The sequence below is a fragment of the Mycobacterium sp. BK086 genome (assembly GCA_004362315.1).
GTDB lineage: Bacteria > Actinomycetota > Actinomycetes > Mycobacteriales > Mycobacteriaceae > Mycobacterium.
This window is the reverse complement of record SNWL01000006.1, coordinates 65,900-85,762: the sequence shown is the minus strand read 5'-3', so window position 1 is coordinate 85,762 and position 19,863 is coordinate 65,900. Positions and strand designations below refer to the sequence as shown.

The following is a 19,863-nucleotide window of genomic DNA, read 5'->3' as shown; positions in this document are numbered from 1 at the left end:
CGTTTCGGATCGTTGGGGTCTAGCTTGCCCCGCCGAGTGACCGTGCCGACATCCGGCGTCCCGCGCAAGGGTTATCAACTGCGGGAATCTTGCGCGCGTCACGGATTGTGCGGCACACCCACTGCGCGGTACACGTATTCGGGCGGGACGTTGAAGGCGAGCTGCCTGGTAGGCAGCCGGGTCAGGACGTCCTCGGGAATGTCCACCTTGTACGTCAGAGAAAGCTGCCCGCTGAACTGGGGGTCGACGGTGGCGATGTCGACCTCCAAAGTGATTCCACTACTGCTGATTTCCGCTGTCACAGCGCCTTGCTGCGTATCTTTCCACTGCACATCCATGGCGCGACCGGCCACCTTGGGCACACTCGACAGGGTAGCCACCGCGCGTTGCGAGGTGAACACTACGGACCCCACGTAGCTCGCGATGGCGCCGCTCGCGCGGTGCCCGGGCACCTTTCCGGTGAAGCGGCGCGTCACCGGAACGTAGTCGGCGAGGTAGATGATGCCCTCGCCTTCGAACTGCTCGCGCATCTCGCGCGGAAGTTTGCCGATGCCGAACAACCTGCGCAGGAATATGGCCACGCCGAAGATCGTGCCAGATCTCGTGGTACTGAAGAAGGGATGCACTCGAGAAAATCCTGGTTGATCGCCTCTGTCGTCGCCGCGGTGATCGTCTACGCGACGATGTGGATCGGCTATGCCCAGAACTGGGCGTGGCTGGACACCGTCGACACCGACCTGCTGCAGACCTTCCACAACATCGGGGCCAGCCGCCCCGGGTGGGTGTCGTTCTGGGCGGTGTTCTGCACCGTGTTCGGGCCGAACGGTTTTCGGGTGGTCGCGTTGGTGCTGTTCGTCGTGGCGCTGGTTCGTCGCAATACCGCGACGGCGGTGTTTCTGTTTGTCACCATCGGGTTGATGGGGATTGTCACCGAGGTCGCCAAGTCCATCGCGGGCCGTCCGCGCCCGGCGATGGCCCTGGTCTACGGTGCGTCGACATCGTTTCCATCCGGGCACGCACTGGGCGTGATGGTCGGTGTGCTGGCACTGCTCACCGTGTTCTGGCCCGTCCTGGCTCCCCGGTGGCGCACGGTTCTGGCGATTCTGGGTGGTGTGCTGATCGTGCTGGTCGGTTCGGCGCGGGTGGTGCTCAATGTCCATCACCCGTCCGACGTCCTGGCGGGGTGGGCGCTCGGCTACCTCTACTACCTGGTGTGGGTGCGGCTGGCGCCGCCGCGTGGTCTCAGGCCAGCGGCCGAAAGACCGGCAGCGCCCGATACTTCGAGGTGAAGGTCACGCGGTCGTAGGTGTCACCGACCTCACCGTCGCGGGCCAGCGGCGTCGGCCCGTCGACCGCTTCGAACGAGAACTCCGGCACCTGCATCTCGTGGTAGAGCGGGCTTCGGACCAGACGCCCCAGCAGGATTGCGGTCAGAATGCGCACCTTACTCAGCCGCTTACCGGTTTCCAGGATGCGGACGTCGATCAGCCCGTCGTCCATGCGGGTGCGCCGTGCCGGCGCGAATCCCGTTGGGAGATAAACGGAATTGCCTAAGAAGAACAGGGAGGTCTGCAGCGTCTTGTTGTCGTAGCGGATCCGTACGGGCTTCTCTTTGCGGAGCGTGTGCATCATCGCGTACAGGCCGGCCAGCGGCTTGCCGATCTTGTGTTCGAGCTTTTCCCGGGTGCGTACGAACGCGGGGTAGGCGCCGATGCTGGCGGTGTTGATGACCATCTGGTCCTCGTTGAGGCAGACCAGGTCCACACATGACACAGTGCCGGTGCGGATGGCGGTCACGGTGCGATCGACAGTGTCGCAGCCGATGTCCTTGGCGAAGTGGTTGAACGTCCCGGCGGGGAAGACAGCCAGCGGCAAGCCCGCGGATACCGCGATCGACGCCGCGCAGGCCACCGTCCCGTCGCCGCCGCCCACGCCGAGCACTTCGGCGCGCTGGGCCGCTTCACGCAGCACGGTTTCGGGATCGTCGTCTTCGCCGAGTTCGACGATCTCGGCCTTGGGGAGCTTCGCGCGGACCTCGTCGATCACCCGGGTGCCGGTCCCGCTGCCCGAGGCCGGGTTGATGACCAGGACGACGCCTTGGCCCTCGGGGCGTTCCGGGGTGTCTACGCGGAGTGGCTCGGTGGTGGGCAATTTCGCCGGCACGATCGGTGGAACCAGTCGCCCACCGAGCACCGCGATCGCGGCGCCGATGCCGAAGCCGGCGAACACGTCGCCGGGGTAGTGCGCGCCGGTGGCGACCCGAGACAGGCCGACCAGGCCGGCGAGCAGCGCCAGGCCCAGGCCCAGCGGCGGGCTCTCCAGGCCGACGCCGACGGCGAAGGCGGCCGCACTGGCCGAATGACCGGAGGGCAGCGAGCTGGACGTGGGCATTCTGCGGGCCCGTCGCATCAGGGGCACCAGGGTGGTGTTGGGTCGTTGACGCTTCCACACGCGCTTGGCGACCTGGTTGGTGACCAGGCTGGTGACTGCGAGGGTGACCACACCACGGCCGGCGCCTCGGCGCGCTGACGGCGATCCGGTCGCGGTCAGTGCGGCCGCGATGGCGAACCACAGCTTGGAATGGTCGGCGGCCCGGGTCAGGACGGGCATCGCCCTGTCCAACAGCGGGGTCGGTGATTCGGCGACGGCCTCGAACACCTCGCGGTCCAGGGTCCCCAGTCCGCCGGTGATCTGACGGATGCCCCGACCTTCCAGCAAGCTTCGCGATCTCATCAATCCAACGTAGCCGGATCAGGACTTGGGATCGCGAGCTGGCTCCTCGTCGGCTTTGCTGTTCGGCACGATGATGCGCCGGGTGGCGACGGGCTTACCGTCCGCCTTGGTGACCTGAGGCTGCGGCGGCGGTGTGGTGATCCGGCCTTGAACGGGTGCGCCGTTCTTCACCGACGGGACGGACACTCGCTTGGTGTCGGCCTTGGCGTCCTTCTCCGACCCGCCCGCGCCGTGCATCGCGCCCGGCGGAATCATGGGCATACCGCCCATACCGCCGGTCGTCATCGGCGCCGGCGCGGCCATCCGCGGTGGCGGCACTGCGGTGTTGGCGGCCGAGGGCGACGTGCCCGCCGACGGAACCGGGGGTGGGCCGAGCATCGCGGTCGGCGTGGTGCCGCCGAGGCCGCCACCACCTCCGCCTGCGGACCCTCCGCCAGCGCCGGATTCGCCTGGTGTTTCCCCGAATTCACCGAGCGGGTCGGTGAGGCTGGCCTTGTCGAGCTCGGCTGATGCGCCGCCGGCCTGCTGCATCATGCCCATGCCGGCCTGCATCGCCTGCTGGGCACCCTGGGCGAGCTGCTGGGGAATCTGGGCCAAGGGTTGCAGCGCGCCGCCCATCGCACCGGCCAGAGCGCCGGCGAGCTGGGAGGCCATCTGCGGGAGCTGCTGCGCCATCTGATCGGCGCCCTGTCCGGCAACACCTTTCATTTGGGCATCGGCTTGCTCGTCCTGCGCGGGGAACTTGGCTGCGGCGTCGGCGGTCTTGGAGTCGCGCTTGGCGTGCTCTTCGATGCTCTCGGTGTTGTCTTTGGGGTCACCGAGATTGGCGGACAGCCCAAGCACGCGAAGCAGTTGCTCGATGGGAGTCATCCCGGCGACGAGAGGATCGGAGGTGATGGGTGGCGGCGGCAGGTTTCCGCCCTGGGCTGCGAGATAAGCGCCCGCGCTCGCGCTGAGCTGTCCTGCTCCACCACCGCTCATGGGTGCACCTCTCCCTTCAGGGCCAGGCTCAAGGCCTGAAACCACGCGAAGTGGTAGTTGGCAGCGGTCTTTTCGTTCTTGATCAGGGCGTCGATGGTCGCCAGGAGCTGCCAGTTGCCGACCTTAGCCGCGTCGACATGATCGGGGTAGTCACCCAGAACCTGGCTGGCGACGGCGGCGAGGTTCTCGCGCAGCAGCTCGACTTCGGAGTCCAGATAACCGGTGCCGGTCGATGCGGCCTTGGCCAGGGTGTGGGCCAGGCGCGGCAACCCGTCGCGCCATTTGGTGGCTTGGGCGAGTTCCCAGCCGAGTTCGTCGACCTCGTCGATGTCGCGGGCCCGGATGGACATCTGTGTGGGTTCGGTGTCCTCGACGGGCGGGAGGTATTCGCCGGGGGTGTACGTGGCGGTCAAGGTGGTCTCGCCGAGCAGCCCTACCAGGGTCCGGCTTCGCAGACGCGGCTTCAGCAGCTTGACGCCGGTGGGGATTTCGATGTTCGGGGGGATCCAGCCGCTCGCGAGGTCGGTGACCAGCGCGGTGTTGCCGTCCTCGCGGTCGCCGATGGCCCAGCGCAGCTTTGGTTCTTGACGGGCGACGGCGTCGAGGAGGCGCTGCAGGCGCTGCTGCTCCTGGGTCAGTGCGGCCCCAGCGCCGGCCACAGCGCCGGTAGCGGTTGCCGCCAAGGCGCTTTCGGTGATGCCGGTGGGAGCTTGGACTGAGGTGCCCGGGGCGGTGGGTGCTTGGCGGACGACGGCGGGCTGGCCGAGCTGAGTGCCGCTCGACGGGTGCACGGGTGCCGATGCGGGGGCTGCCGCCGAGGACACGGGGGGCGGGGCCGCGGGTGCGGTGGCGGCGGCGGCCGGGCGGAGGTCGGCGCCGTAGGCGGGCAGGGGGCCGGCGGGTGCTGCTGCGGCGGTCGACGGCATGACGGGCGCTTGGGCGGCGGGTGCGGCCATGTAGGTCTGAGTGGTGTCGGCCGCTGGTGCGGCTGGCGCAGGGGCGGCATCGTAAGTCGTTGTGGCGTGGGCATTTTCGAAGAGCGGCGCTCCAGCTGACGGCGTGGTGTACGCCGGCGGTGCTGCCAAGCTCTCGGGGTGGATCGGGGCCTGCGGCTGCATCGCGTGCGCGGCGGTATTCGAAAGTCCTTCTGCGCCAGACGACATCGGGCCGCCTGCCTGAGCGCCAGAGTTGAAGTTCTGGGCGAAGCCTTCGGGAGAGAGTGCGTTGGTGGGGGCTGAGGTCGAGGGGAGAGAGGAGGACTGCGGCATGCTGAGATTGGGGCCGCCCGTGCCGGTGGCGCCAGGAGCGGCGATGCCTCCACTTCCGCCGCCACCTGCGACCGTCGAGGGCATTGCAGTTTGGGATGCACCAGGTGAGGAGTCTGCGGAGATTGCTGGCGATGTAGAGCCCACGTGCGCATTCGCTGAGACGTTTTGGGAAGGCCCCGAATCCGCGGCCGGGCCCTGCACCGGCCCTGAGTTGCCGGTGTGAACAACGCCGAACGGCGCCTTGGTCGGCTGCACAGGACCTGCTCCGACTTCGCCCGGGGAGTCAATCGGCGAAGTCTTGCCGGTGTTAAGCAGCGTGGACATTCCTCCGCTTGTCGGGCCGCCTTGCGCCCCACCGGCGGATTGTCCGGGTCCTCCTTGAGTCGAGTCGCCGCCCGACATTGCGTCTGCACTGCTGCCCGGGAGGCCCGACGTTGCTCCATCAGACTTACCCAGTAGGGCGCTAACTTGTTGGCGGACAGATGCCTCATTCGGTGACCGAAACGCCTGGTCAAGGTCTACGCCGTTGCTCTTTGCGAATTGATGTGCGCTCTGGCCTGAACCCTGGCTATCAAGCACCTGTTGGATATCGCCAAAAATACGGTCGCTGCAGCTGGCAGCACGGCTATTTGCTTGCGTCTGCGCGTCCATTACGGCGTGGACGATTTTTCCCAGCTTGATCGGAGCAGGGTCTTTCGACTGCTGGATGTCGTGAATTGCTGAGTTGCCATGCTGCGCAATCTCACTCAATTGTGTCCGAAGGTATTGAGTCGATCGATGCGCCGCGTCGTAGGAGTGCTGATTGACGCCATTCTTCTCCGAAACCGCTCGGGCCGACGTTTCGCCAGCCTGGAACGCATCTCGAGTGTCGTCGGCTGTCACACCTTCTTGCTGTGCCAGCGGACCGGTCCGGATTGATTGCAGAACGTCTGCGTAACTGTCGAATTCAGTGCTGATGGTCCCGCGATTGAGCCCTGCCGATGCAAGGGTCGTGAGCGAAGCCACGCTCGGCCATTGATGGCCGACGAGCAGTTCCGACCATTCACCAGGAGGCAAATCACTCATTTGCACGCCTGTTTTATTGCGGCGTCGGACGAATCCGCCTGCTTAAGAAAGGGATCGAGTTCTGCTTGCGATGCTTCGCCGAGCTGGTCGATCGCGATGTTCTGGAACGCGTTCGCAGCCGCTATGACCTGCCCTCGAAGGTCTTCGGGCGTTGCTGGATTGGCATCAATTGTGCGCAAGAGAAAACTGCTGCTCTCGCTCAATGCCAGGCGGACGTTGACGGCAACGGCGATGACTCCCGTGGGGTCATCCCCTCCGTTTTTCTTGCCCGTGGCGTTAAGCGCGCGATCGGTTCTGCCATACGCGTCGCAGACAGCCTTCTTCGCGTCCGCTACTTGCTGCTCGCTATAGGTCTTGGCCGCCGGGGTCTCGGGCTTCGGCGCCGGCCGGAACCACGCGCCAATCGCCACCGCAACAGCGATCACCGCGATGACGATGGCGACGATGGCCGGCAGCTTCGACGGCCCGCGTGAAGGGGAAGGTGCCGGCCACTGGGCTGGTCCTGAAGGCGCGGGTCCGTACGGTCCTTGCGACATGGTCGAAATCGTATCCTTTGCGTTTGCCGGAGCGCTATTCACCAACATCCGCAATACCCACTCCGACCAGCCAGTACACCCAGTTCAGGCGCATGCGGGACCGTCGAAAACCCAGCAAACCGCGCACACATCGTTAGCTGGCCCAGACCCGACCGTCACCGAACCTTGACTTGACCCCTCAGCGACCTCCCAGACACCATGAATCGATGCGTCGAGTCGCCGTTTCGCTGTCTGCTGCCTTCACCGCGGCGGCTCTTGCGCTGTCCTCAGCCCCGCCCAGCCACGCCGAAACCCCGTGGTTTCAGGCCAACGTCGGCAACGCCACCCAGGTCCTCTCCGTCGTCAGCACCGGCGGTGCCACCGCCAAGATGGACGTCTGGCAGCGCGGCGCCAACGGCTGGCAGCCCGTCCTCGTCGGCGTCCCCACACACGTCGGCGCCAACGGCATGGTCCCGCAGTCCCACGACGGCGAATCGAAAACGCCGATGGGCATCTTCACCCTCGACTTCGCCTTCGGCACCAAGCCCAACCCCGGCGGTGGCCTTCAGTACGTCCAGGTGACCCCGGACTACTGGTGGGACGGCGACATGAAGAGCCCGACCTACAACACCATGCAGGTTTGCAAGAAAGCCGACTGCGCGTTCGACACCAACCCGGCCAGCGGCACCGAGAACCTCTACATCCCGCAGTACGCCCACGCCATCGTGATGGGTGTGAACAAGGCGCGCGTGCCCGGCAACGGCGGCGCCTTCTTCGTCCACACCACCGACGGCGGACCGACCGCGGGCTGCGTCTCGCTCGACGACGACACCTTGGTCAAGATCATGCGCTGGCTGCAGCCCGGTGCGCTGATCGCCGTCGCTAAGTAGTGGCGATCGCCGCGCCCGCGGTCGCCTTGAAGTTCAGCGCCTCCGTAGACATCGTGATCTCGTAGGTCCGGTCGTAGCCGGTCTTGCTGATCTTCCAGCCGTCGGCCGTCTTGCGGTAGCGGTCGCGGTAGAACGCCGCGCCCTCCAGCACGAAATTGAACTCCGGCACGATCACCCGGTCCTGCAGGTACCAGATGGCCTCGGCCTCATCGCCGTCCACGCTGATCTCCGGATGCGTGACCCGATGCTCGGTCAGCACGCCGGCCGGCATCGACTTGGCCATGAACGCCACCAGATCCTTGCGGTTGGTGAAGTGATGCTCCTCGCCGAGCGACGACCCGTAGTCACCGACGATGTCCTCGGTCAGGGTGTCGGCGAAATCGTCCCAATGCTTGGTGTCCAGTGCCCGCAGATAGCGGTACTTCACCTGTTTGATCGCTTCGATCGCTTCCACATCAGCCATGTCGGTCATTGCAGCACACCGAATGTGTCGACGGGGAGAGTTGTCCCGGTGACAATGTTCCCAGCCCGGGGGTAGCCAACCGTCAGGAGTCGCCGATGTCTGGACCGGATCAGCCCGACACCAGTAGGCCCGACGCCACCGTCCAGCAGTCCAACTTCATCGACAGCTTCCTGCGGTCGCCGTTCTCGGGCATCGCGCCCTGGATTCTGATGGCGATCATGTCCGGGCCCGGCCGCTTCGGGCAGGCCGCCGCCGCTGCACTGGCGTTGACCCTCATCGTGATGTGGGCGGGCAGCCGGCGCGGCATCAAGGTGCATTCCCTCGAAGTCTTCGGCGCGGTGGTGTTCGCGATCTTCGTCGGCCTGGGCATCCTAGGCTCGCCGACTCTCATCAGCTGGCTGGAGCTGTGGGCCGGCGAGATCACCAATGGATCCCTGGCCGCCTACGCGTTGGCCACCATCGTGATCCGGCGTCCGTTCACCATCTCCTACGCCCGCGACACCGTCGACCCCGAACACTGGAACAGTCCACTGTTCGTCCGGGTCAACTACATCTTGAGCTCGGTGTGGGCCGGTGCGTTCTTGATCAACACCCTTGTCGGCTCATTCGGCGACGCGGTGCTGCACGACGGCGACAACTTCTGGACCGGCTGGATCGTCCAGCTCGCCGTCACGTTGGTCGCCGTCGCGATCACCGAGTTCTATCCCGACTACGCGCGAGCGAAATTCCTTGCCGCAGCGGGCGAATCAGTCGACGACCCGCCGTCATTCGGCAAGTTGTTGGACTGGCTGCCCGGCTTCGTCATCGGTATCGGTATCGCCGGCTGGGTCAGCGATTCGTTCTCCGCGGGCATCGGCATCGCGCTCATCGTCGTCGGCGTCGTGGCCGGCGCAGTGATGCGAAAGTTGTTCCCGGAACAGGAAGAAACGAAGTGAAGGACCTTAGCGAAGGTCGTCTTCGTAGCGCTGGGCGATGGCAACGAGCTCCTCGCGAACCGTTGACGGCGGCAGCGCGTTGATCCGTGCGTAGAGACGACGACGCGTCATGGACCGCTTCATATCGTTGCGGAACTTCGCAATCGACGACATTGTTCTCAACTCCTTGATGACCCCTGGTTCTGCAGGGGCGTATTTGCTGTTTAGACGTTCCTCGATCAGGGATCGCCTGTCAGAGGAACCCCTTGATCGTTCTTGTTAATTTCGTGTAAATCAACTTCTGCCATGTGAGATTGGCTACAGCACAACGTTTTCCCAGCTCGTCTGTCGACAGAGGTGTGACGACGGACACCACCGCCCGGCGGGGGTGACGGAGTTCGCTGACTACTTTGGGGCTCAGCCCTGCAGGTACTTGGTGACCATGTCGACCAATAGCTGACGCTCCCGCTGCCATTCGAGATGCGAGTTGACGATCATCTCGACAAGCACCATGCCGCGCAGCGACGACCAAATCACCTCTGCCACAACAGGGTCATCGGAGATCAGTCGTCCGAGTTCGTTGATTGCGGTGTTGATCTCCAGCAGATGCCGTTTGGCGCTGTCGCCGTGGGTGCCTCGGGTCGCGCGCAGAATCTCGAACGCCGCCAACGATGTTGGGCTGCTGTAGCAGCGGAACGCGGTGTCGACGACGACCTCGATCCGTTCTCGTAACCCCAGATCGGCGACGTCAACCTCGCCGAGACTCTTCAGCAGTCCAGCCACACCCTCGTCGACGACGGCCATCAGCAGACCGTCGCGGTCACCGAAGTGGTACTGGATCACGCCCCAGGTGACCCCGGCCCGCTCGGCGACGTGCTTGGCGGTCGCTGCCGGAAACCCCTCTTCGACCACGCAGCGGACCGTCTCGCCGATGATCATCGCCCGGGTGTCATCGCCGCGCTTGCGCGGCGCCTGGGTTTGTCGCGTGGGAGGAGTGCCGAGCGCCTTCACATCGTTGACTTTATAACATTGACCCGACTATGTTTCGCGTTATGAGCCAGCCCCTCAGCCGCTACGCCCAGTTGTCCAGGGAAGAACTTGCCGTCCTCGTCCCCGAATTGCTCCTGATCGGGCAGATGATCGACCGCTCCGGCATGGCCTGGTGCATTCAGTCGTTCGGGCGCCCCGAAATGCTGCAGATCGCCATCGAGGAGTGGGCCGGGTCCAGCCCGCTCTACACCAAGCGCATGCAGAAGGCCCTCAAGTACGAGGGCGTCGACATCATCACCATCTTCAAGGGCCTGCAGCTCGACATCGGCGCCCCACCGCAGTTCATGGACTTCCGCTACACCGTCCACGACCGCTGGCACGGCGAATTCCACCTCGATCACTGCGGCGCCCTGCTCGACGTCGAGCCGATGGGCCCCGACTACGTCAAAGGCATGTGCCACGACATCGAGGACCCCACCTTCGACGCCACCGCCGTGGCCACCAACGCCAAGGCGCAGGTGCGGCCCATCCACCGCCCGCCGCGCACGCCCGCCGATCGCATGCCGCACTGCGCGTGGACCGTCATCATCGACGAGTCCTACCCCGAGGTGAGCAGCATCCCGGCACTGGACATCGTGGCCAAGACCAACGCGGCCAATTGGGAACTGGCACCCATCGATCCGAACGATGAAGGCCAGGCGGACTATTCGGGCGCGCTGCTCTCCGATGTCGATTTCGGGGCCTTCTCGCACTCCGCCCTGGTACGCATCGCCGACGAAGTGGTGCTGCAGATGCACCTGCTGAACCTGTCGTTCGGGATCGCGGTGCGGGCCCGCGCCGGCGACAACATCGAACTGGCCACCGATATCTGCACCAAGCAGCTCATCGGCATCGCCGGGGTAGCGGCCGAGCGCATTCAGCGAGCCCTCAAGCTGCCCAACGACTTTGACGGCCTGGCCAAAGTCATCGAGCTGCACCCGCTGTTCAACCCCGCGGGCTATGTGGTCGCCGAGGTCGAAGGCGGCCGGCTGCACGTGCATCCCTCACCGTCGCATCGCGATGCGTCGTGGGTGTCGCTGTGCTCACCGGCATCTCCAGCACCGTTGCAGGCCATCGCAACTGCGATCGACCCGCATATCGCGGTGCGGCTGTCCGGAACCGGCGACGACTGGACGGCCGAGTTCGAGAAGACCGCCACCGCCGCCAAGGACTCGCCCGAGGTGGAGGTCACCAAGTTCAGCCAGGGCGTCACGTTCGAGTTCCAAGAGCGGCGTTCGCTACCGCTTACGGTGGTGTAGCCCGATGGCCCACCGGGTCGTGCAATGGGGCACCGGGGCGGTGGGTGTCGAGGCGATTCGCGGCATCCTCGACCATCCGGACCTGGAATTGGTCGGAGTCAAGGTCTATTCCGACGACAAGGTCGGCATCGACGCCGGTGTCTTGGCCGGGCGTGACCCGACCGGCGTCGCCGCCGCCAACGATGTCGACACCGCCGGCGTCGACGCTGTGCTCTACGCCCCACGCCATCCGTCGGTCGACGATGCCGTCGCGATCCTGGCGTCCGGGGCCAACCTGATCACCACGGCGTTCGCGTTCCACCCCGCCCGGATGGTACCGCCCGACCGTGATCGTTTGCAGCAGGCCTGCATACAAGGCAACAGTTCTCTGCACGGCACCGGTCTGAACCCGGGCAACCTCGGCGTCGTCGTCCCGATAGCGCTGACCGGACTGTCCCGGAGCATCGAGCACGTCACGGTGCAGGAGCGCGCCGACTGGTCGGTCTACGACAGTGTCGAGATCACCTTCGACCAGATGAAGTTCGGCAGCCCGCTCGACACCGTCAATGCCCAGACCGACGGCTTACGGTTCACGAGTCAGCTTTTCCAAGAACAAGTTTGGCTGCTCGGAGACGCACTAGGGCTCTGTGTCGACGAGGTCATCACCGATCTGGAGGTGATCCCGGCCAGCGCCGATCGCGACGTCTGCGGGCGCATCTTGCGCGCCGGTACCGTCGCCGGTCAACACTGGCGATGGTCGGGACTGCGCAACGGCCAGGAGGTCGTGGCCGTCGAAACCCTCTGGACCGTAGGTGAACCCCAGCCCAAGCACTGGCCCACACCCCAGCACGGCTGGACCGTCACCATCGAAGGCACACCCTCGATGCAGGCTCATCTGATGACACTGGCCAGTTTTCGCCGCGACGTTCCGCTGGCCGAGCACGTCCGCTCAGCCAGCGTGGCGACCGCGATGCAGGCTGTGAACGCCATTGGGGCGGTGTGCAACGCCGCTGCCGGCTTTGTCACCATGGCCGACCTGCCGCTGAGCCTTTACCGCCGTTGAAACAGGGTGTCCCGCAGCGGCTCTGATGTTGGTGATCGCGGTGGTCACCGCCGTGCTCACCTGATTGCGTGCCGTATTCAGCGTCGTGCGCGCTGAGTCCATCCCCGCCACGATCGCCGCCCGCACACTGTGCGTGCTCGCCAGGGTGGTGGCCGTCGCGTTCGCGGCCTGCACCACACCCAACAGCCCCGTCTCGAACGCCTGGAACGCCACCGCGGAGACGACGTTGATGGCCTCGACGGTGGCGACCTGCAGGAGACCATGTGCCCCAACCGGAACCGTCGGCACGCCGGGCGGTTGGTCGAGCGCGGCCAGGATCGTGTTGCGCGCCGCGCCGGGTGTCGTCTGACCGGAGAACACATCCATCAACTGCACGACCGCGACCTCGAGGGTGTTTTGCGCCTTGGGCAGAACAAGATTCAGATCGTTGCCGATGATGCCCTCGGCGGCCGCGTCGGCCGGGAGTGTGACTGCTGAGGCTGCCGCGCCGAGCGACCCCGCGAGATTGCCGGTCTGGAACAAGGTTTGGAGGAATGTGCCGGGCGCCTCGGCCACGCCGATCGGCACCGTCACCGCACCCTGCACGATGAAGGGGCAGATCAGACTGCAGAACGTCAGCTGATTTCGCAGGAACGCCAGCGGTATCGCGCCGATCGGAGCGGCGGCCAATTCGATGTCCGGCGCAGTGACTGTGGCGATGCGGGCTTCGACCGGCGGCGCCAGTGGAGCAATCGAGAGCGCCACGATCGCGGTGGCCGCCGAGCTGCTGAGGAAACGGGTTCGCACGGAAGCAGACATAGTTCGGACACGGTTTCGCTCGTCGCGAAGTTCAACTTTGTCGACTCAGGGCGCGAACACGCGCACACTGGCAGCTATGGAGAACAACGGACCGTTCGGGTTCGATCCCGACGATATCGATCGCGTCGTGCGCCAGGCCAGCGAAGGCCTTCGCGACGCGTTCGGGCAGTTCCTGAACAACTCGGGGAGCAACGCCGGCTTCGGCGTGCTGTTCGACGAGTTCACCCGCAGGTCGCGGCCCCGTACGGAACCGGAGACCGCGGGCGAGGCCGGTGACGGTGTGTGGGCCATCTACACCACCGACGCCGACGGCAAGGCGCATGTCGAGCAGGTCTACCACAGCGAACTCGACGCGCTGCGCGCCAACAAGCACAACACCGACGCCAATCGCAGCGTGCGATTCCTGCCCTACGGCATCGACGTCAGCGTCCTCGACGCTCCGACCATTGCCGATGAGAAGGCCGACGAGGCCGAGTAGCTAGACCGTCAGGACCATCCGGTAGCGCGCACGGCCCTCGTCCATCGCGGCGTAGGCCTCGGCGGCCTCGGCCAGCGGCAGCTCCTGGATGCGCGCCCGCACGCCGGACTGCACCGCGAAATGCAGGGTGTCCTCCACATCGGCCGAGGTGCCGGACGGATGGCCGACCACGCTGAAATTGCCGAACAACAGATCGCCCGGGGTGATCGGCAGCGGATCGAACGTGGCGCCGATGATCACCAGCTCGCCCTGGGGTGCCAGCCCGGGAACCGTGGCCGCCATCGCCGCGGAGTTGGCCGCGGTCGCCAGCACCACCTGTGCGCCGCCGAGCGCTTGCAGTGCCGCGCCGACGTCTTCGGCCGTCGAGTCCACGTAGTGGTGGGCACCCAACTCCTTGGCGTCTTTCTCCTTGGCCGCGCCGCGAGCGATCGCGATGGTTTCGAACCCCATCGCGCGGGCCCACTGAATGCCCAGATGGCCGAGCCCGCCGATGCCCAGGACCGCAACCCGATCCCCGGCGACCGCGCGCGTGTGGCGTAGCGCGTTGTAGGTCGTCACGCCAGCGCATCCCATCGGGGCGGCCTCGGCGAATGACAGCTCGTCGGGAATCCGGGCCAGCGCGGTACGTGGCACGATCACCGACTCCGCGTAGCCACCCGGGTAATTCCAGCTGGGCACCTCGAGATTCACGCACTGCATGAACTGGCCCTTGCGACAGGGCAGACACTTGTTGCAGTTGCCGCCGAACCAGCCGACCGCCACCCGGTCACCGACCGTGAATCCGTCCACACCAGAACCCAATTCGGCGATGGTCCCGGCGATCTCGTGCCCCGGGGTGATGGGCCAGGTCAAGTTCGGGAAGGCGCCGCTGACGAACGCATGATCGGTGCCGCACACCCCGCAGGCGTTGACGGCGATACGCACGTGGTCCGGCGGCGGCGAGTTGGTGTCCACCTCCGCCAGTTCCAACGGTCCGCCTGCTGATTTCACGTGTACGGCGCGGTGGGTGGGCATCGCTCTCCTCGGTCGGGCTGGGTCTGCTGACATTAACTCAGAACGTCACCGAGATAATCCTCAATCGAGAATGCGGCGGGCGACATTGGTGCTCACCAGGTCCAGCAACTCGTCAGCCCGGCCGGCCAGGATGGTCCGGATCGCATACAGCGTGAACCCCTTGGCCTGCTCCGCGGAAATCGCTGGCGGAATGGACAATTCCTGACGCGACACCACCACGTCGACCAACGCCGGACCGTCATGTGCCAACGCGTCGGCCACCGCCTGCTCCAGATCAGCGGGCTCTTCGACCCGGCGCCCGAAGAGCCCGATGGCCTGCGCGACGGCACCGAAGTCCGGGTTCTTCAAGTTGGTGCCGAAGTTGACCACGCCCGCGGCCTTCATCTCCAGCTCGACGAAGTTCAGCGACGAATTGTTGAAGACGATCACCTTCACCGGCAGCTTGTTCTGCACAAGCGTGAGCAGCTCGCCGAACCCCATCGTCAGCCCGCCGTCACCGGCCAGCGCGATCACCTGCCGCCCGGGGTAGGCGGTCTGCGCGCCGATCGCATGCGGCAGCGCGCAGGCCATCGTCCCGTGCGTGAACGAGCCGCTGATCCGGCGTCTGCCGTTCATCGTCAGATACCGCGCCGTCCAGATCGTCGGCGAGCCGACGTCGAAGGTGAAGACGGCATCGTCGGTGGCAAGCCGATTCACCACTCCGGCAACATATTCCGGCCGGATCGGGGTGCGGTCGCGGTCGTTGACCGCCAGAGCATCCAGCGACTTGCGGGTCCGCTGGTAGTGGTGCAACGACTTGTCCAGATGCGTGCGGTCCTCCTTGCGGGACAGCAACGGCAGCAGCGCGTCGATGGTGTCTTTCACCGATCCGACCAAGCCGTGATCGACGGGTATCCGGCGTCCGAGATGGCTGCCCCGGATGTCGACCTGGATGACCTGAGCATCGTCGGGATAGAACTGCGAGTACGGGAAATCGGTGCCCAGCATGAGCAGGACATCGGCTTCCTTGATCGCCTTGTACCCGGAGGCAAATCCCAGCAGCCCGGTCATCCCGACATCGAACGGGTTGTCGTATTCGATGTGGTCCTTGCCCCGGAAGGCATGCACGATAGGCGAATTCAGCGTATCGGCGAGCCGGATCAATTCGTCATGAGCCCCGGCAGTGCCCGCGCCGCCGAGGATCGTCACCCGCGATCCCGCGTTCAACATGCTCGCAGCGCGGCGCAGCGACTCGTCGTCAGGGCGAAGGACCGAACGAGTCGGCAGCACAGGCCGGGTGTTCCAGGCACGGTCGGGCAGCTTGGCCAGGAACACCTCGCCCGGAATCACCAGCACCGCAACGCCGTTTTCTTCGACCGCGGTCCGCATCGCGATCTCGATCAGGCGCGGCGCCATCTCCGGCGTACTGACCAACTCGCAGTACACGCTGCACTCGCGGAACAACTCCTGCGGATGCGTCTCCTGGAAGTAGCCGGTGCCGACCTCATTCAGCGGAATGTGCGCGGCGATCGCCAGCACCGGGACGCGGGTGCGTTGGGCGTCGTAGAGGCCGTTGATCAGATGGGTGTTGCCGGGCCCGCAGCTACCGGCGCACACCGCCAGCCGGCCGGTGAGTGCGGCATCGGCGGTGGCGGCGAACGCCGCGGTTTCCTCGTGGCGCACGTGCTCCCAGGTGATCCCGCCGTCAGATCGCCGGATCGCATCGGTGAACCCGTTCAGACTGTCGCCGGGAAGTCCGTAGACGCGGCTGACGCCGCTCGACTGCAACGCTGCAAGGAGGTGCTGCGCGACAGTCGGCATAGCTAGATCTCGGCGACTGCGGTCGCTGCAGCCTGCGGGAGTTGCTCGTCCTCAGTCCGGTGGCGATCGATCGCGAAGCACAGCAGGCTGGCCACGAAGGCGATGACGGTGATCGCCGCAGCCAGCACCGACGGCCCACCCCAGCTGGGCGACAGTGTGCTCAGGAACAGGGCGAACGCCACGATCGCGGACAGATTCAGCATCAGGCCCAGCGTACGGAGAGCCTCGCCCGAAGCGCTATCCCCATCAGTCATTTGTCGTCCTCAGTCGTCGGGTTGTGCTGGCTTTATATCCCCACCCGCACGCCGGTCGAAACGCGTTACCTGCTACCTGGAAGAGCAGGTTGGGGGCGAACCCCAATGAAATCGGCAGCGTCGCGGCGGATAACTGGAGGTGTCACGCATTCAATCGACGAAAGAAGTCGATCATGAGGAAATCCGCCGTCGTCGCGACCCTTGCCGGTGCCCTGACAGCCGTTGGGCTGGGTATGGCCGGTGTCGCCGACGCCTCCGACACAGCGCCGTCCTGCCCGACGGCGTACGAGTGCCTCCAGACAGGGCCGGACCCGTCGGTGCCTTACGGCACCGATCCGTCGGTTCCGTACGGTGTGGGCAACTGGAACAGCCCGGTCCCGTTCGGGCACGGCTCGAGCTCCTACAGCGGTGGCGCTGTCTAACCGATTTCAGAACCGGGGGTGGTGGCAGGCAGCGAAATGGCCGGGCTCCAGCTCGGCCAGTGCGGGCTCTTCGGTGCCGCAGATGTCGGTGGCGAAGACGCAGCGGGTGTGGAATCGGCACGCCGGGGGTGGGTCGATCGGGCTGGGCACATCGCCTTCGAGGGGGATCCGTTCCCGGGCGATGTTCCTGCGGGGGTCCGGGATTGGGACCGCCGAGAGCAGGGCGTGGCTGTAGGGGTGCAGAGGATGCTCGTAGAGCCCGTCGGCATGTGAGAGCTCGACGATCTTGCCGAGGTACATCACGGCGACCCGGTCCGACACATGCCGCACGACTCCCAGATCGTGAGCCACGAACAGATAGGACAGGCCGAACTCGTCCTGTAGCTCCTCGAACAGATTGACGATCTGGGCCTGGACCGACACGTCGAGGGCGGAGACCGGTTCGTCGGCGATGATGAGTTTGGGTTGCAGGGCCAGTGCGCGTGCGATGCCGATGCGCTGGCGCTGCCCGCCGGAGAACTCGTGCGGGTAGCGGTTGTAATGCTCGGCCTGCAGACCGACCCGGTCGAGAAGCTCGTGCACCCGCCGGGTGAGCTGCGCACCGCTGGCCAGGCCGTGGAGGGCGAGTGGATCGCCGATGATCTGACCCACGCGCTTGCGAGGATTCAACGAGGCGAACGGATCCTGGAACACCATCTGCATCTCGCGGCGCAGCGGCCGCAGATCGCGGCGAGAACGACCGACCAACTCCTGCCCCTCGAAACGGACCGACCCCGACGTGGGTGAGACCAGTTGCAGGATCGCCCGACACAGTGTCGATTTGCCGCATCCGGATTCGCCGACCAGGCCTAGTGTTTCGCCTTCGTGCAGGGTGAAGCTGACGCCGTCGACAGCACGCACCTGGGCGACTTCGCGGTCCACCACGATGCCGGATTTGACGGGGAAATGTTTGAAGAGGTCGGTGACCTCCAGCAGCGGGTCGCCTTTCATCGGTTCGCCGCCTTTTCGTCCGGTGACAGCCAGCACCGGTCGAGGTGGGTGGGGTTGTCCGCGGTGGCGTCCAGAGGTGGTGGCTGCGTGCACTTTTCGAAGGCAAACGTGCAGCGAGGCGCGAATCGGCATCCGGTGGGCGGGTTCAGAAGCGACGGTGGTGAGCCGGCGATCTGCGGTAGCCGCTCCGGACGGGGCTCGTCGAGGCGGGCGATGGAGCTCAGCAGACCCCAGGTGTAAGGGTGCTGGGGGTTGTAGAAGATCTCGTCGAGCGGGCCGTCCTCGACGATCTGGCCGGCGTACATGACGACGACCCGGTCGGCCAGTTCGGCGACCACACCGAGGTCGTGCGTGATCAGCACGACCGACAGGTTGCGGTCGCGATTCAGCGCGTCGAGCAGGCGCAGAATCTGCGCCTGGATGGTGACGTCCAGTGCCGTGGTGGGTTCGTCGGCGATCAGCACCTCAGGTTCGAGTGCAAGACCCATGGCGATCATCACCCGCTGACGCATGCCGCCGGAGAACTCGTGCGGGTAGTCACGCACTCGGCGCTCAGGGTTGGGAATTCCCACCGAACGGAGCAATTCCACTGCGCGGGAGAGCGCTTCGGACTTGGAAACGTCGCGGTGCGCCCGAATCATCTCCACGATCTGATCGCCCACGCGGTGAACGGGGTTCAGCGACGTCATCGGATCCTGGAAGATCATCGCGATGTGTTCGCCTCGGACACCGCGCAATTGGTCGTCGGACAGTCCGGTGAGTTCACGTCCGTCGAACTTCACCGAGCCGTTGATCGTGCTGTTGGACGCACGGGTGAGTCCGATCAGCGTTTGAGCGGTGACACTCTTTCCGCTGCCGGATTCACCGACGATGGCCACGACCTCACCGGCAACGACTTCGAATGACACACCGTCAACCGCCTGCAGCACCCCGTCTTCGGTGGTGAAGCTGACACGAAGATCGGCGACGGTCAGGATGGCGGTCATGCGGGGGCCGCCTCGCCGAGGCGAATCCGCGGATCCAGGACCGCGTAAAGAACATCCACGATCGTGTTGAACAAGACGATGAAGAACGCGCCGAACATCGTCACGGCCATCAGCGGCGGCAGGTCCAGCTTGCCGATGGCTTGCCCGGCATAGAGTCCCACCCCGTTGAGGTTGAACACTGTCTCGGTGAGGATGGCCCCGCCACCGACCACGACGCCGAAGTCCAGTCCGAAGAGCGTGACGATCGGGATCATCGAATTGCGCAGCACGTGGCGAATCCGGACCTGCCGTTCACTGATTCCCTTGGCCCGCGCGGTGCGCACATAGTCCTCGTTCATCGCGTCGAGCATGTTGGAGCGCAACACGCGGCTGTAGAAGCCGACGTAGAGCACGGCCAGCGTGATCCACGGCAGTATCAGGTGATACAGCCAGTCCAGCGGATCCTCGGTCAGGGGTACATAGCTGCCAGTGGGAAAGAGCTGTGCCTTGAAACTGAGGTAGTACAACAGGATTGCGGCCAGCCAGAAGACGGGCATCGAAATGCCGACCAGCGACAAGATTGTCAGCGCGCGGTCGGTGAACCTGCCCGCGTGCACCGCACTGAGATAGCCGAACCAGACCGCGAGCGCCATCCACAGCACCGCCGCGCCGATCGTGAGAGACAGTGTCACCGGCAGGCCGTTCCAAATCTGCTGTGCCACATTCTGATCGCTCGCGTACGAGGTGAGCTCGCCGGTAAAGATCTGCTTCATCATCGTGAGGTACTGCACCGGCAGCGGCCGGTCGAGCCCGAGATCGGCACTGACCCGCGCGATAAGAGCCGGATTGGCATTCTTGCCCGCGATGCGGGCGGCCGGGTCGGAGTTGGGGATGACGTTGAAGATCAGGAACACGATCACCGAGATGGCGAACAGGACGGCGACCATGCCGACCAGCCGGCGTGCGATGAAGCGGGCCACGGC

General features: G+C 65.4%; 22 protein-coding genes. 7 read left to right on the top strand and 15 right to left on the bottom strand.

Features of this window, described 5'->3' with window-relative positions; all coding sequences use genetic code 11:
* Positions 1–98 precede the first annotated feature (98 nt).
* Positions 99–581 carry a hypothetical protein gene (locus tag EV580_RS21315; RefSeq protein WP_133694113.1) on the bottom strand — a complete coding sequence of 161 codons (483 nt, stop codon included), beginning with the start codon at positions 579–581 and terminating at the stop codon, positions 99–101.
* A gap of 39 nt (positions 582–620) precedes the next feature.
* On the opposite strand from EV580_RS21315, the gene EV580_RS21310 reads away from it, so the two are divergent.
* On the top strand, positions 621–1,289 hold the full coding sequence (locus EV580_RS21310) for a phosphatase PAP2 family protein (RefSeq protein WP_133693331.1): 669 nt from the start codon (positions 621–623) through the stop codon (positions 1,287–1,289).
* On the opposite strand, the gene EV580_RS21305 is transcribed toward EV580_RS21310, so the two are convergent.
* The 4 genes from EV580_RS21305 to EV580_RS21290 form a co-directional block, all read right to left on the bottom strand.
* Positions 1,243–2,733: a bifunctional phosphatase PAP2/diacylglycerol kinase family protein gene (locus EV580_RS21305; protein ID WP_133693329.1), complete on the bottom strand. Its 1,491-nt coding sequence runs from the start codon at positions 2,731–2,733 to the stop codon at positions 1,243–1,245. The genes EV580_RS21310 and EV580_RS21305 overlap by 47 nt on opposite strands.
* A gap of 18 nt (positions 2,734–2,751) precedes the next feature.
* On the bottom strand, positions 2,752–3,714 hold the full coding sequence (locus EV580_RS21300) for a hypothetical protein (protein ID WP_133693328.1): 963 nt from the start codon (positions 3,712–3,714) through the stop codon (positions 2,752–2,754).
* Positions 3,711–5,066, bottom strand: a complete 1,356-nt coding sequence (locus tag EV580_RS21295) for a DUF5631 domain-containing protein (RefSeq protein ID WP_133693326.1) — start codon at positions 5,064–5,066, stop codon at positions 3,711–3,713. The genes EV580_RS21300 and EV580_RS21295 overlap by 4 nt, the downstream gene beginning before the upstream one ends.
* Before the next feature lie 977 nt (positions 5,067–6,043).
* Entirely contained in the window at positions 6,044–6,583 is a 540-nt protein-coding gene (locus EV580_RS21290; protein ID WP_133693324.1) for a hypothetical protein, read from the bottom strand.
* 206 nt (positions 6,584–6,789) lie between these two features.
* Here EV580_RS21290 and EV580_RS21285 point away from each other — a divergent pair, with 206 nt between their 5' ends.
* On the top strand, positions 6,790–7,452 hold the full coding sequence (locus EV580_RS21285) for a L,D-transpeptidase family protein (RefSeq protein ID WP_133693322.1): 663 nt from the start codon (positions 6,790–6,792) through the stop codon (positions 7,450–7,452).
* Here the strand turns inward: EV580_RS21285 and EV580_RS21280 are convergent.
* The gene (locus tag EV580_RS21280) at positions 7,445–7,939 is read right to left on the bottom strand and encodes a nuclear transport factor 2 family protein (RefSeq protein WP_370581565.1); all 495 of its coding nucleotides are present in this window, start codon (positions 7,937–7,939) and stop codon (positions 7,445–7,447) included. The two genes, EV580_RS21285 and EV580_RS21280, sit on opposite strands and share 8 nt — an antisense overlap.
* 71 nt (positions 7,940–8,010) lie before the next feature.
* Here EV580_RS21280 and EV580_RS21275 point away from each other — a divergent pair, with 71 nt between their 5' ends.
* The gene (locus EV580_RS21275; protein ID WP_133693317.1) at positions 8,011–8,850 is read left to right on the top strand and encodes a DUF3159 domain-containing protein; all 840 of its coding nucleotides are present in this window, start codon (positions 8,011–8,013) and stop codon (positions 8,848–8,850) included.
* 6 nt (positions 8,851–8,856) lie between these two features.
* On the opposite strand, the gene EV580_RS33810 is transcribed toward EV580_RS21275, so the two are convergent.
* On the bottom strand, positions 8,857–9,003 hold the full coding sequence (locus EV580_RS33810) for a hypothetical protein (protein ID WP_166654813.1): 147 nt from the start codon (positions 9,001–9,003) through the stop codon (positions 8,857–8,859).
* 243 nt (positions 9,004–9,246) lie between these two features.
* Positions 9,247–9,840: a TetR/AcrR family transcriptional regulator gene (locus EV580_RS21270; RefSeq protein WP_133693315.1), complete on the bottom strand. Its 594-nt coding sequence runs from the start codon at positions 9,838–9,840 to the stop codon at positions 9,247–9,249.
* 41 nt (positions 9,841–9,881) lie between these two features.
* Here EV580_RS21270 and EV580_RS21265 point away from each other — a divergent pair, with 41 nt between their 5' ends.
* Both EV580_RS21265 and EV580_RS21260 read left to right on the top strand, forming a co-directional pair.
* Positions 9,882–11,117 carry a hypothetical protein gene (locus EV580_RS21265; protein ID WP_133693313.1) on the top strand — a complete coding sequence of 412 codons (1,236 nt, stop codon included), beginning with the start codon at positions 9,882–9,884 and terminating at the stop codon, positions 11,115–11,117.
* A 4-nt stretch (positions 11,118–11,121) separates the two neighbouring features.
* On the top strand, positions 11,122–12,159 hold the full coding sequence (locus tag EV580_RS21260) for an NAD(P)H-dependent amine dehydrogenase family protein (protein ID WP_133693311.1): 1,038 nt from the start codon (positions 11,122–11,124) through the stop codon (positions 12,157–12,159).
* Here the strand turns inward: EV580_RS21260 and EV580_RS21255 are convergent.
* Positions 12,046–12,945 carry a hypothetical protein gene (locus tag EV580_RS21255; RefSeq protein ID WP_133693308.1) on the bottom strand — a complete coding sequence of 300 codons (900 nt, stop codon included), beginning with the start codon at positions 12,943–12,945 and terminating at the stop codon, positions 12,046–12,048. The genes EV580_RS21260 and EV580_RS21255 overlap by 114 nt on opposite strands.
* Before the next feature lie 88 nt (positions 12,946–13,033).
* Here EV580_RS21255 and EV580_RS21250 point away from each other — a divergent pair, with 88 nt between their 5' ends.
* Complete coding sequence (locus EV580_RS21250; protein ID WP_133693306.1) at positions 13,034–13,435, top strand: Rv0313 family protein; 402 nt, start codon at positions 13,034–13,036, stop codon at positions 13,433–13,435.
* On the opposite strand, the gene EV580_RS21245 is transcribed toward EV580_RS21250, so the two are convergent.
* The 3 genes from EV580_RS21245 to EV580_RS21235 are packed head-to-tail and all read right to left on the bottom strand — an operon-like array spanning position 13,436 to position 16,503.
* Positions 13,436–14,449: an alcohol dehydrogenase catalytic domain-containing protein gene (locus EV580_RS21245; protein WP_133693304.1), complete on the bottom strand. Its 1,014-nt coding sequence runs from the start codon at positions 14,447–14,449 to the stop codon at positions 13,436–13,438. It abuts the gene before it with no gap.
* Positions 14,450–14,509: 60 nt separating this feature from the next.
* Positions 14,510–16,249, bottom strand: a complete 1,740-nt coding sequence (gene poxB, locus EV580_RS21240; RefSeq protein ID WP_133693302.1) for a ubiquinone-dependent pyruvate dehydrogenase — start codon at positions 16,247–16,249, stop codon at positions 14,510–14,512.
* A gap of 2 nt (positions 16,250–16,251) precedes the next feature.
* Complete coding sequence (locus tag EV580_RS21235) at positions 16,252–16,503, bottom strand: hypothetical protein (RefSeq protein ID WP_133693300.1); 252 nt, start codon at positions 16,501–16,503, stop codon at positions 16,252–16,254.
* A gap of 173 nt (positions 16,504–16,676) precedes the next feature.
* Between EV580_RS21235 and EV580_RS21230 the strand changes: the two genes are divergently transcribed.
* A complete protein-coding gene (locus EV580_RS21230; protein WP_133693298.1) occupies positions 16,677–16,925 on the top strand; it encodes a hypothetical protein in 249 nt (82 codons plus the stop codon).
* A gap of 6 nt (positions 16,926–16,931) precedes the next feature.
* Here EV580_RS21230 and EV580_RS21225 read toward each other — a convergent pair whose 3' ends face one another.
* From EV580_RS21225 to EV580_RS21215, 3 genes are read right to left on the bottom strand one after another with little or no spacing between them, the layout of a single operon-like run.
* On the bottom strand, positions 16,932–17,915 hold the full coding sequence (locus tag EV580_RS21225) for an ABC transporter ATP-binding protein (RefSeq protein WP_133693296.1): 984 nt from the start codon (positions 17,913–17,915) through the stop codon (positions 16,932–16,934).
* A complete protein-coding gene (locus tag EV580_RS21220; protein WP_133693293.1) occupies positions 17,912–18,901 on the bottom strand; it encodes an ABC transporter ATP-binding protein in 990 nt (329 codons plus the stop codon). The genes EV580_RS21225 and EV580_RS21220 overlap by 4 nt, the downstream gene beginning before the upstream one ends.
* Positions 18,898–19,860, bottom strand: a complete 963-nt coding sequence (locus tag EV580_RS21215) for an ABC transporter permease (RefSeq protein WP_133693291.1) — start codon at positions 19,858–19,860, stop codon at positions 18,898–18,900. The genes EV580_RS21220 and EV580_RS21215 overlap by 4 nt, the downstream gene beginning before the upstream one ends.
* Positions 19,861–19,863: the final 3 nt, after the last annotated feature.